Annotated in this window: 13 protein-coding genes; 2 read left to right on the forward strand and 11 right to left on the reverse strand. The window is 42.1% G+C overall.

Annotated features, from left to right (window positions below):
• Positions 1-77 precede the first annotated feature (77 nt).
• The 9 genes from MKO06_RS14145 to recR form a co-directional block, all read right to left on the reverse strand.
• The gene (locus tag MKO06_RS14145; protein WP_156282878.1) at positions 78-230 is read right to left on the reverse strand and encodes a DUF4295 domain-containing protein; all 153 of its coding nucleotides are present in this window, start codon (positions 228-230) and stop codon (positions 78-80) included.
• Between the two features lie 8 nt (positions 231-238).
• Positions 239-421, reverse strand: coding sequence for a 50S ribosomal protein L33 (gene rpmG, locus MKO06_RS14150; RefSeq protein WP_105004372.1), 183 nt, complete (start codon positions 419-421; stop codon positions 239-241).
• A 25-nt stretch (positions 422-446) separates the two neighbouring features.
• The gene (rpmB, locus tag MKO06_RS14155; RefSeq protein WP_156282882.1) at positions 447-686 is read right to left on the reverse strand and encodes a 50S ribosomal protein L28; all 240 of its coding nucleotides are present in this window, start codon (positions 684-686) and stop codon (positions 447-449) included.
• A gap of 153 nt (positions 687-839) precedes the next feature.
• Complete coding sequence (locus tag MKO06_RS14160) at positions 840-2,105, reverse strand: competence/damage-inducible protein A (RefSeq protein ID WP_241552716.1); 1,266 nt, start codon at positions 2,103-2,105, stop codon at positions 840-842.
• Between the two features lie 2 nt (positions 2,106-2,107).
• A complete protein-coding gene (locus MKO06_RS14165; protein WP_241552717.1) occupies positions 2,108-2,446 on the reverse strand; it encodes an Hpt domain-containing protein in 339 nt (112 codons plus the stop codon).
• 4 nt (positions 2,447-2,450) lie between these two features.
• Entirely contained in the window at positions 2,451-3,065 is a 615-nt protein-coding gene (locus MKO06_RS14170) for a fumarylacetoacetate hydrolase family protein (protein ID WP_241552718.1), read from the reverse strand.
• Positions 3,066-3,842, reverse strand: coding sequence for a 3'-5' exonuclease (locus MKO06_RS14175; protein WP_241552719.1), 777 nt, complete (start codon positions 3,840-3,842; stop codon positions 3,066-3,068).
• Positions 3,843-3,990: 148 nt separating this feature from the next.
• Positions 3,991-5,316, reverse strand: a complete 1,326-nt coding sequence (locus tag MKO06_RS14180; RefSeq protein WP_241552720.1) for a dihydrolipoamide acetyltransferase family protein — start codon at positions 5,314-5,316, stop codon at positions 3,991-3,993.
• A gap of 199 nt (positions 5,317-5,515) precedes the next feature.
• Positions 5,516-6,133: a recombination mediator RecR gene (gene recR, locus MKO06_RS14185; RefSeq protein WP_241552721.1), complete on the reverse strand. Its 618-nt coding sequence runs from the start codon at positions 6,131-6,133 to the stop codon at positions 5,516-5,518.
• Positions 6,134-6,210: 77 nt separating this feature from the next.
• Here recR and MKO06_RS14190 point away from each other — a divergent pair, with 77 nt between their 5' ends.
• Positions 6,211-7,656: a sodium:solute symporter gene (locus MKO06_RS14190; protein WP_241552722.1), complete on the forward strand. Its 1,446-nt coding sequence runs from the start codon at positions 6,211-6,213 to the stop codon at positions 7,654-7,656.
• Here MKO06_RS14190 and MKO06_RS14195 read toward each other — a convergent pair.
• Positions 7,627-7,989 carry a CoA-binding protein gene (locus tag MKO06_RS14195; RefSeq protein WP_241552723.1) on the reverse strand — a complete coding sequence of 121 codons (363 nt, stop codon included), beginning with the start codon at positions 7,987-7,989 and terminating at the stop codon, positions 7,627-7,629. The genes MKO06_RS14190 and MKO06_RS14195 overlap by 30 nt on opposite strands.
• A 300-nt stretch (positions 7,990-8,289) precedes the next feature.
• On the opposite strand from MKO06_RS14195, the gene MKO06_RS14200 reads away from it, so the two are divergent.
• Entirely contained in the window at positions 8,290-10,650 is a 2,361-nt protein-coding gene (locus MKO06_RS14200) for a TonB-dependent receptor (protein WP_241552724.1), read from the forward strand.
• A 119-nt stretch (positions 10,651-10,769) separates the two neighbouring features.
• Here the strand turns inward: MKO06_RS14200 and MKO06_RS14205 are convergent, their stop codons facing one another.
• Positions 10,770-12,395, reverse strand: a complete 1,626-nt coding sequence (locus MKO06_RS14205; protein WP_241552725.1) for an ABC-F family ATP-binding cassette domain-containing protein — start codon at positions 12,393-12,395, stop codon at positions 10,770-10,772.
• Positions 12,396-12,412 lie beyond the last annotated feature (17 nt).

Consider the following 12,412-nt stretch of genomic DNA (forward strand, 5'->3'; position numbering starts at 1 on the left):
ATATACATAAAAAGAAAAAGCCGTCCAGATTAAATCTGAACGGCTCTTTACTGATATCTAATATCGTTTGTGAAGGCTTATTTACTCTTCAAAAAGTCGTTAACGTCTTCCGGAGCCATGATCTGTTCTACGAAAGTATAGGCACCGGTTTTTTCAGATTTAACCATTTTTATCGCTTTGGTTAATCTTTTTGATCCTGTTTGAATAGATGCTACTGATTTCTTTGCCATGACTCAAATTATTTAATTTCTTTATGCACCGTCATTTTCTTAAGAATAGGGTTGAATTTTTTCAACTCCATTCTATCCGGTGTATTTTTTTTGTTTTTTGTAGTAATATATCTTGAAGTACCTGGTTGACCAGATGACTTATGTTCTGTGCATTCTAGAATTACCTGAACTCTGTTTCCTTTCTTTGCCATTGTGAAATATTTTTAAGGTTAAGGATTATTTTTTAAGAAATCCTTTTTGCCTGGCTTCCTTAATTACGGCAGAAATGCCTTTTTTATTAATATCTTTTAGTGCAGAAGTGCTCACTTTAAGAGTGATCCATCTGTCTTCTTCAGGAATGTAAAAACGCTTTTTAACAAGGTTAGCGTTAAATTTACGCTTAGTCTTATTCATGGCGTGAGATACATTATTCCCAACCATAGCTCTTTTCCCGGTAAGTTCACAAACTCTTGACATTGCTCTATACTTTTCTCGTTATTTCAAAACAGGCTGCAAATTAACGATTTTTTTACCTAACAGACAACAAATTCAAAAAAAATATTTCAAGGAAAGTTTTCTGGCGTGAGACCTTTATTAACCAAGCCTCGCAGATCTCAAAAAATTCAATTCTTAAGCTTTATTTTTAGCGATATGATTAAGAATAGCCGTCTTTATCATTTCCATGGCCTTATTCACTGCTTTTCCTATCACCTTTTCCCTGTGATTCCCAAAATTGAATTCCTGGGAGCTTACTCCATCGGGGGTTGCGATGGCTATAAAAACCGTTCCTAAATCTGCATCGCTATCTCCCTTGGAAGGGCCGGCATTACCGGTTGTGGCTATAGAAAATTCGGTTTTGAACTTTTCCACGGCCGCCAGCGCCATAGCTTCGGCTACTTCGGCACTTACCAACGATTTTTCTGCGATGAGCGTCTCGGGAATCCCAAGAAGATCGATCTTGGCCTCGGTTGCATAACTTACAACGCTCCCCTTGAAACTGGCAGAAGAACCGGGTGCCCGGGTAAACTCCACGGCTAACCGGCCACCCGTGCAGCTCTCGGCCGTGGAAAGTGTCCAGCCATTGGCCGTAAGCAATTTGCTTATAACCACCTCTACCGGGTCGTCGTCTTCATAAGCATGTATGTATTCCCCGATTATTTCATGAAGCCTTGAGACCTGTTCATCGACACCCTTTTTCAGCTCATCTTCATCGATTCCCCTGGCAGTTAGTCTTAACCGAACCTTCCCCAGATTTGGAAGATAGGCCAGCCTGATATTTCCGGGTAATTCATCTTCCCAGACCTCGATCTTCTGAGCCAGCGCACTTTCTCCAAGTCCGTAGGTAATCAAAGTCTTGTGCAGGATCACAGGCCTGGAAAATCTATCCATCAAACGCGGAACAACTTCAGAACTGATCAACTCTTTCATTTCGTACGGTACACCAGGCAGGGAAACCACTACTTTTTCGCCTGTAGCGAACCACATCCCGGGCGCTGTTCCATATTTATTATGAAGAACCGAAGCTTTTGATGGAAGTAAAGCCTGGTCCCTGTTGAGATCAGAAATTGGAGTATCTATATATTTTTTGAAAAGCTCCTCGATATGCGCCAGCACCTCCTCATTTCTCACGAGTGAATCATCAAAGAATTCACAAAGGCATTTTTTGGTAATATCATCCTTGGTAGGCCCCAGCCCACCCGTGATAATTACAATATCAACACGATCTGCAGCTTCTTTTAATGTTTGAAGTATATGCTCTCGTTCATCCTGTATGGAAGTGATCTGGTGAACGCTAACCCCAATTTTATTCAGTTCCCGTGAGATAAAAACCGAATTCGTATCTACGATCTGGCCAATAAGGATCTCATCTCCAATGGTGATGATCTCTGCATTCATGATTACAGGCTAAAATCGTTGCGCAACTCTTCAGCGGCCATATCTACTTTATGAGTGATCTTCTCAGCCGCTTCCGGCACCTCATCCTTGCGTTTTCCGTGTTTAGACCAGGCTTCTATCACCCTGATCTGCTCCATCAGGTTCAGGCCAAAAAGTTGAAGATTCGGCTTCATTTTATGGGCATACTGGTAGGCCAGTGAAGGATTATCATTTCCAATAGCCTCGTTCATCGCAGCTACGTCTGGTGGAATTTCTTCAAGGAAAGTTTGCACTACTACAAGCATGAATTCTTCATCCCCGCCTGCCATTTCTTTAACTTCCTCTAGGTTGTAGTTACTCATTGATCTATTTTACTTTGATGGAAAACATTTTTTTATCTTCAAGATAACCTGTCAGCCTGTCTTCAGGCTCAACCTTCCCCACCCCGGCAGGAGTACCGGTAAATATGATATCACCAATCTTCAAGGTGAAATATGTCGAAATATAAGCAATTAATTCATCAATTTTCCAAAGCATATAAGAGGTATTACTGTCCTGAACTACTTCTTCATTACGCTCCAGCCTGAAATTTAAATCATTAATATCCCCTAATTCGGTTTTATCTATCCATTTATTCCCAATGACCGCTGCACCGTCAAAAGCCTTGGCTTTTTCCCATGGCAGTCCTTTTTCCTTTAATTTTTGCTGAAGATCCCTCGCGGTAAAATCTATGCCCAGACCTATTTCATCATAATACTTATGTGCGAATTTAGGCTGAATATGTTTCCCGATCTTTTTGATCTTGACCAGCACCTCCACCTCGTAATGAATATCATTGGAAAAATCAGGTATAAAAAAGGGTTGTTTTTTAAGAAGAATAGAGGTATCTGGTTTTTGAAAAAGCACTGGTTCATCTGGCCGTTCGTTCTTTAATTCCTCTATATGCTCAGTATAATTTCGGCCAACACAAATGATCTTCATTTACGAAAGTTTATTGTTTAGTTTACGAAGCTTAATAGCAGTTAAAACCTTTTTGGTATACAATGGAAAATCGGCATTCTGTATCCAGCCGAAGTAGCCCGGCTCTTCTTCAAGCACTTTTTCAACCTGCTTACCCCTGTATTTTCCAAACGTAAAGACCTCCTTCCCTTTTTTATCGAAGGCAATGAATCCGGCGAAATCGGCCGCTTTTTTTCGGGAACTAAAGTTAGCCAGCCATTTCATATCGTTCTCCAGGTCTTCATACCTGTCCAACTGCGATTTTAGAACTTCATAAGTAGCCTCTGTATCGGCTTCTGCACTATGGGCATCGTCCAGGTTTTTTCCGCAGTAGAACTGATAGGCCGCAGAAAGGGTACGCTGTTCCTTTTTATGAAAGATGGTTTGAACATCAACAGCCACCACGTTCTTCATCTCGAAATCGATCCCCGCCCTGAGCAATTCTTCAACGAGGAGGGGAATATCGAACCTGTTTGAATTATAACCTGCGAGGTCGCAGCCCTTGATTAGATCATGGACCTTTGAAGCCAGTTCCTTGAAAGTTGGTTCATTAGCTACTTTTTCGTTGGAAATTCCATGTATGGCCACCACTTCAGCCGGAATATCCTGCTCGGGATTGACCAGCCAGGTATGACTTTCTTTATTTCCGTTAGGGAAAACCTTAAGAATAGCGATTTCCACGATACGATCGTTGGTGATATTGGTACCAGTGGTTTCCAGGTCAAAAAAACAAATCGGTTTGGTAAGCTTGAGGTCCATTTTTTAAAATTTGTGCAAAGTTAGAATAATTTAAAAGGCCAATTAATAGTATCCGCATTTTAGCCGGGAACTTTCTATCAAAACAGGATAAAGCTAAATAAAAAAAGCCGCACTGCTGGCGGCTTTTCTCTAAATATAATTCAGAATATTAAATCTCTCTATCCTTATCAAAATTCTCAAGGTACTGAGCTACTCGCTGAACAAACTGTCCTCCAAGAGCTCCATTCACAACCCTGTGATCGTAACTGTGAGAAAGGATCATTTTATAACGAATGCCAATAAAATCACCATCAGGTGTTTCGATCACCGCCGGCATTTTACGAATCGCTCCAAGAGCAAGAATTCCAACCTGCGGCTGATTGATAATTGGAGTTCCCATGATGCTTCCAAAAGTACCTACATTGGTTACGGTATAGGTTCCTCCCTGTATCTCGTCTGGTTTCAGTTTATTCTGTCTGGCACGGTTGGCAAGGTCGTTCACCGCCTTGGCCATTCCTACAATATTAAGCCTGTCTGCATTCTTGATCACCGGAACGATCAGGTTTCCATCTGGTAGAGCCGCGGCCATTCCCAGGTTGATATTTTTCTTTTTGATCACCTTGGTCGCGTCCTCGTTCACCGAGATGTTGATCATCGGGAAATCGCGTATCGCCTTGGCAACGGCTTCCATAAAGATTGGAGTAAAAGTAAGCTTCTCTCCTTCTCTCTTCTGAAAATCGGCCTTATGTTTGTTTCTCCAGTTCCAGATATTGGTCACATCCACCTCGATGAACGACTGAACATGAGCAGAGGTCTGAACGCTATTTACCATATGATGAGCGATCATTTTACCCATTCGGCTCATTTCTATGATCTCATCTTCTCCTGAAACCACCGGCTGCGGCTTTTGAGCTACTTCCTTCTCGAGTTTTCCTGTGTCGATCGATTTGCCTGAAGCTTTTGAAGCAGGTTGCTGCTTTTGATCACCCCTGTTCTCAACATAAGATAGTATATCATTTTTGGTTACACGGCCGTCTTTTCCAGTACCTTCAACCTTCTCCAGCTCTTCAAGGGAAATGCCTTCTTCCTTAGCGATATTTCTAACCAATGGCGAATAGAACCTGGAAGAATCGGAATAATCCTCGCTTTCAGCTGAAGCCGTTTCTTTAGCCACCTCAAGGCTTTCCTCTACCTGGCGGGCTTCCTCAGGTTGCTCGTCTTCACCCTCATCGCTATCATCAGTATCAACCTCTCCTTCGATCTCTATGATCGCGATCGTCTCGCCTACTTTTACCACATCATCATTCTCAAATAGTTTTTCCACGAGCTTTCCGTCTACTTCACTGGGAACCTCGCTGTCTACTTTATCTGTAGCGATCTCAAGTACGGGCTCATCCATTTCTATGGTATCCCCTACTTCCTTTAGCCAATTTGTAATGGTTGCTTCTGCAACACTTTCACCCATCTTGGGCAGTTTTAATTCAAATTTTGCCATATCTTTAAATGAGATGTGATTTTATTTATTAGCGTTGCGAATTTAATTAAAAATACGCATGTTGAATATTAAAAAATCAATAAAATTAAGATTTACTGAAAATTCAATACCGGGATATCCGGAAAATATTTCCGCTAAAATTACGATTTACGGACTGGAATCTAAAAAGTTTCACGGATTTTAAATTTTTGGCGACCCTCTATCCTTTCATGGAAGATTCAAAGGGCACCCGGTTGGTGATACTTCGGCCCAGCGTTACCTCATCGGCATATTCCAGTTCGTCGCCTACAGAAATTCCCCTGGCGATGGTTGAAGTCTTGATCCCGGTACCTTCCAGTTGTTTGAAAATATAGAAATTGGTTGTGTCCCCTTCCAAAGTACTGCTCAGCGCAAAAATGATTTCCTCGATCTTTCCCTGCTTTACCTTTTCCACAAGAGGTTTTATGGTAAGCTGTGAGGGGCCAATTCCATCCATTGGACTAATCTTCCCTCCCAGCACATGGTAATGACCGCGGTACTGCCCCGTATTTTCAATAGCCATGACGTCCCGGATATCCTCCACGACGCAAACCAGTTCTGAAACCCTGGATGGATTTGAACAGATCTCACACAGCTCGTGATCACTGATATTGAAACAATTCTTACAAAGCTTTATGTTTTTCCGAAGGTTCTGAAGGGCCTTTGCAAGCTGGTCTGTTTGCTCGGCCGGTTGTTTTAATAGATGCAACACCAGCCTGAGCGCGGTTCGCTTCCCAATGCCCGGTAATTGCGACATTTCGTCTACTGCCTGCTCCAGTAATTTTGAAGAAAAATCCATACGCGAATTTATGATTTTTTTGATGGATGAGTTTACTTAAGCCTTAATTTGTAAATTGCCCCGCGTAAATTTTTTGCATGCAACCTTACCAAATCCTCATTCTTATCGCAGCCTACTTTGGCGTACTCATCCTTATCTCTTATTTAACCGGCAAAGGTGGCAGTAATGCCGAGTTTTTTCAGGCTAACAAACAGGCTCCCTGGTACCTTGTTGCATTTGGAATGATTGGCGCTTCCCTGAGCGGAATCACTTTTATTTCGATCCCCGGCACGGTGGAATCTGATTCCTTCAGTTATTTCCAGGTGGTTTTGGGATATACAGTAGGCTATGCGGTGATCGCACAGGTTTTGTTGCCTCTTTATTACAGGATGAACCTGACTTCCATTTACACCTACCTGGACAGTCGCTTCGGAAATTCATCTTATAAGACCGGAGCTTCATTTTTCCTATTATCGAGAGTGGTGGGCTCCAGTTTCAGGTTATTCCTGGTGGCAAACGTTTTACAGCTTATCGTATTCGATTCGATGGGAGTCCCGTATTATGTAACAGTTTCACTAACCATACTCCTCATCTGGCTATATACCTTTAAAAGCGGGATCAAGACCATTGTTTGGACAGATACGCTTCAGACCTTTTTCATGCTACTTGCCCTAGGAATCACCATCTATTTCATTTCTGAAGACCTTGGCCTTTCGCTTGGAAATCTTATGAATTATCTTGCTGAAAGCGAAAACTCCAAAATGTTCTTTTTTGAAGACTGGAAAAGCAAGGATCATTTCGTAAAGCAATTCCTTTCCGGTGCATTTATAGCTATTGTAATGACCGGGCTGGACCAGGATATGATGCAGAAGAACCTCACCTGCCGCAGCCTCAAAGATGCGCAAAAGAACATGTTCTGGTTCACCATCGTGCTGGTTTTTGTCAATTTTTTATTCCTGGCCCTTGGAGTTCTATTGACCGATTATGCAGACCTCAATGGAGTTACCGAAGTACGGGACGACCTGTTCCCGGCAATTGCGGCCAGTGGCGAACTTGGAATAGCCGTGGCCATTTTCTTTATTCTGGGGTTGATCGCGGCAGCCTATTCCAGTGCCGACTCGGCTCTAACAGCCCTAACCACTTCCTTTAGCATTGACATCCTGGAAATAGAAAAGAAATATTCCGAAGAAAAACAGGTGAAGATCAGGAAACAAATTCACATCGCCATTTCGGTGATACTTATCCTGGTAATGCTGGCTTTCAAATATGCGATCGCTGATAAGAGCGTTATCAACAAACTGTTTCAGTTCGCCGGGTATACCTATGGGCCACTGCTGGGACTTTATTCCTTTGGATTATTCACCAAATGGAAAGTAAAGGACAAACTAGTGCCCCTAGTAGCGATAGCTGCTCCGGTTCTATCCTATATTATCAGCATTAATAGCCTGATGTGGTTTGGTTTTGAATTTGGATTTTTTATACTAATCCTTAACGGTCTCCTAACCTTTCTTGGCCTAATATTGTTGAGAAGAAAGCATGACTAAGGTACACGCATGTTCGTAAAAAATGTCATTTTCACGCAGAAGCCTGTAAAGTTCGGGGTTTTCGGTCCCTGGATTAAAAATGATCCGCTCCGGATCTAGCGATACGATATAGTCATAATAATCCCTTTGTCTTTTTGCATTCAGGTATAGACTTATGGTATGTATATCCCCATAGTCAACCATTTCTGTTTCGATCTGTACGCCGGCTACCTCTCCTTCTCTAAGACCTAAAGCAACAGTAGGCTGATCATACTGAACCAGTCTCTTAATGGCAATATTCGAATATCTGGCGGGGTTCAGTGAGGCACCGATCACAAGTGTTTTCTTCTTCATATTTCAAATTTAATTAAAATTAGGTGTAACAATTAGCTTTTCTTCCAGTCTTTAGGTTGAGGTCCGGGCCTTGCAAAACCATCCTATTAATTTTTTTTGATGGTTAGTGTTAATAAAGGTGGTTTTGCCAAGCCTGCATATTTAAAATGCAGGCTTTTTTTTGATTTAGGTGTAACAAAAGAATTTTTATGTCGTCTTTTATAGTAGGAGCCCATTTATTTGGACTTCCTGGCATCATTAACTATGCAATACAAGGTATTTTGCATAACATCTTAATCATCCATCAAAATCAATCAAAAAATGAAACATCTATCATTAATTCTTTGCTTATTAGCATCATCTCTTTGTTTAGGCTTTAACGATCCGGTTGGCCAGATCACGGGAACAGTACTGGATCGTGATCTTAAAGAACCTGTGCCCTATGCCACCGTTATCATTAACGACCTGAATGGTGAACTGGTTACCGGTGTTACTACCGATGAAAACGGGAGCTTCCTTGTTACAGGATTAAAGTCCGGAAAATATGTAGTCAAAATTCAGTTTATCGGGTATAAGACCTTCAGCCAGGAGATCAGCCTGGAAAAGAACAATTCCGAGCTCAAACTTGGCATTATAGAACTGGAGCCCGATGTGGCGATGCTGGACGAAACTGTGGTCGTGGCCGAGCGTACCACCATTGAGCAACGCGTGGACCGAAAGGTGATCAATGTTGGGAAAGACCTGATGACGACCGGGGCAAGCGCTTCAGAGATCATGGTGAACATACCTTCGGTAAACGTAGACCAGGACGGCAACATTTCGTTGAGAGGAAACTCAAACGTTCGTATCCTAGTTGACGGAAAACCCACTAATATGGATCCTGCCCAGTTATTAAGGCAGATCCCTTCCACCTCCATAAAAAGTATTGAATTGATCACAAACCCTTCAGCTAAATATAATCCGGAAGGAATGAGCGGGATCATTAATATCGTGCTGCATAAGAATTCCAACGAAGGATTTAACGGAAATCTCAGCACAGGGACCACCCAGGGTATCAATACCCGATTTAACGGTACGGTAGATATGAATTACCGGGAGGGGAAATTCAATTTTTATTCAAACCTGGGTACGAACCTTGGCGACAATGAAAACGGCGGACAGATCCTTCTTCCCGCCCAGGATGCCAGGCAGGAATTCAGCATCAACAACCAGCGCAACAACTACCTTTATAAGTTTGGAACAGATTTTTATCTGAATGACCGGAACACGATTTCGGTTTATACCAATCAAAACAAATATATAGGCGGACCTATAGGTTTTATAAGTTTTGATAACCTGGAAGAGCCTTCAGATAGTTTTACCCAGTTGCTGGAGCTTAATATGGACAACCTGAACTCAACTTACAATTTCCTTTACGATCATAAATTCGAAAAAGACGGCCATAATATCCAGGCCGAATTCGATTTCAATAATTTTATGGGGGAAGAAAAAACCATCGTAAGTTTTGGAGAGAACAACCAGGACTTTACTCCTTACGAAGAACTGGTAGAAGAGAACAGGAGAAACCTTACTGCAAATATCGATTATATCAACCCTCTAAGTGAAAGGACAAAACTCGAACTGGGTATTGAGGCCAGATTGCTGGATACCGATAATGATTATGACACCTCCAATCCCTTATTTTCAGACGCCACTTACCAGTATGACCGGGATATTTTCAGTTTCTATACCACCTTTGGTCAAAACTTTGACAAATGGTCCTATCAGCTTGGTGCAAGACTGGAAAATTACCAGGTAGAGGCAATATTCAACGACGAAGAAGTATATCGTGATGATTATATCACTTTATATCCATCAGCATTCCTTAGTTATAATGCCAGTGAAAAGAACACCTACCAGTTAAGCTATAGCCGTAGAGTGGACAGGCCAGGTTTTAACCAGGTTAACCCTATTCGGGAGGTAGCCTCTCCAAGGCTTACGGTAGCGGGTAACCCTGAGCTGGATCCCCAGTTCACCAATTCCCTGGAATTGAATTATACCCGTAATTTCAAGAAAAAGGGAAGCGTTACTGCCGGGGTTTTCTTTAGAAGAACTATGGACCAGATCAACCAGGTGTTTACTGAGGTGCCTAACGAACCGGGATCGTTATTGCTAACTTTCCAGAATTTTGAAAATAATGATTCCTACGGAATTGAATTTTCAACCAACTATAAGATCACTAGCTGGTGGAGCACCAATACCAGTCTTGAATTATACGGTCAGACTCTGAAAGGAGTGGCAGGAACCGAATTTATCGAGGTGGATAACGAAGCCTACACCTTCAGGACCAGCCATAATTTCAATGCCACTGAAAATCTAAGCTTTTCGTTATTCGGGTTGTACCGAAGCAAAACCAAAGACCTTCAGCTTGATATAGATGACTTCTATTTTATGAACCTTGGAGCCCGCTATTCTTTCCTTAAAGATAAGAATGCGACCGTAAGCTTAAACTTCAATGATGTTTTCGATACCCAGGAGTTCAGGGTAACCGATGGACGACCTTTCTCACAGGTTGGACGATTCAAAGGTGAAACCCAAACCGTATACCTCGGGTTTTCTTACAGATTCGGAGGTGGAAAAGGCAGAGCATTTAAAAGAAAAAGCCGTGATAACGATGATTCAGGCGGCGGCGGAATCTTTTAAAAATTTGTTTTGTAATAGCCAGAAAAAGCTCCCGAAAATCGGGAGCTTTTTTATTGATCGAAAAAAAGTCCGGACTGTATTGCCCGGACTTTCTTATTAGTATTGGATATTTCTTTTACTTATACTTTTACAGCATACATTTTATCACGCTGTTCCCTGATCTTTTTATCGCTCATATATTCATCGAAGCTCAGGTAACGATCTATCACACCATTTGGCGTTAATTCTATAACACGGTTGGCTACTGTTTGAGCAAACTCGTGATCATGGGTAGTAAATAGAACGGTTCCTTTAAAATTCTTTAATGAGTTGTTGAAAGCAGTGATCGATTCAAGATCCAGGTGATTCGTTGGTTCATCCAGCATCACAACGTTGGCTCTTAACATCATCATCCTACTTAACATACAACGCACCTTCTCGCCTCCGGACAATACCCTACAGGTTTTTAAAGCTTCTTCTCCACTGAAAAGCATTTTCCCAAGAAAGCCGCGAATGTAGACCTCTTCTCTTTCCTCCTCGGTCTTAGCCCATTGCCTTAACCAGTCAACCAGGGTAAGATCATTATCAAAATAATCTGAATTATCTGCCGGAAGATACGATTGGGACGTGGTCACACCCCAGGAATATTTTCCGCTTACGGGTTGTTCCTTCCCGTTGATGATCTCGTAAAAAGCGGTTGTAGCTCTCGAGTCTTTAGAAAAGACCACTACTTTATCTCCTTTTGCCAGGTTGATATCGATATCCTTAAAAAGGGTTTCTCCTTCAAGGCTGGCTTCCAGGCCTTCAATATTCAAGATCTGGTCTCCTGCCTCACGCTCCCTTTCAAAAATGATCGCGGGATATCTTCGGCTGGAAGGTTTGATCTCATCGATATTCAGCTTATCGATCATTTTCTTTCTCGAAGTGGCCTGCTTGCTTTTTGCAACGTTGGCGCTGAATCGCTGGATAAATTCCTGAAGTTCTTTCTTCTTCTCTTCAGCTTTTTTATTCTGCTGTGCTCTTTGCCTTGCAGCTAATTGAGAAGATTCGTACCAAAAGGTATAGTTACCGCTGAAGTGAGTGATCTTTCCGAAGTCGATATCACTAATATGAGTACAAACCGCATCCAGGAAGTGACGGTCGTGAGACACCACGATCACCGTATTATCATAGTTCGCCAGGAAATTCTCCAACCAGCCAATAGTCTCATAATCCAGGTCGTTAGTAGGCTCATCCATGATCAACACATCCGGACTTCCAAATAAAGCCTGAGCTAATAAAACACGTACCTTCTGCTTTCCATCCAGGTCTTTCATATAGGAATAATGAAGATCTTCCTTTATTCCAAGATTTGATAACATGGAAGCGGCATTGCTTTCAGCATTCCATCCATCCATCTCCTCGAATTTTACCTGGAGTTCCCCGATGCGCTCTGCATTTTCATCGGAATAATCGGCATAAAGCGCATCGATCTCGGTCTTGATATCAAAAAGCGGTTTATTTCCACGCATTACGGTTTCCAGTACCGGATAGTCATCATAAAGGTTATGATTTTGCTCAAGCACCGACATTCGCTTGCCCGGTTCCAGGTGAACATGCCCTGAAGTTGGCTCAGATTTTCCAGAAAGGATCTTTAAAAAAGTAGATTTTCCGGCACCGTTGGCACCGATTATTCCATAGCAATTCCCCTGAGTAAAAGTGGTGTTCACCTCATCGAACAAAACTCGTTTCCCAAATTGTACAGAAAGGTTTGATACTGAAAGCATAAACTATTCTTATTAAT

The organism is Christiangramia oceanisediminis (assembly GCF_022570735.2).
GTDB lineage: Bacteria > Bacteroidota > Bacteroidia > Flavobacteriales > Flavobacteriaceae > Christiangramia > Christiangramia oceanisediminis.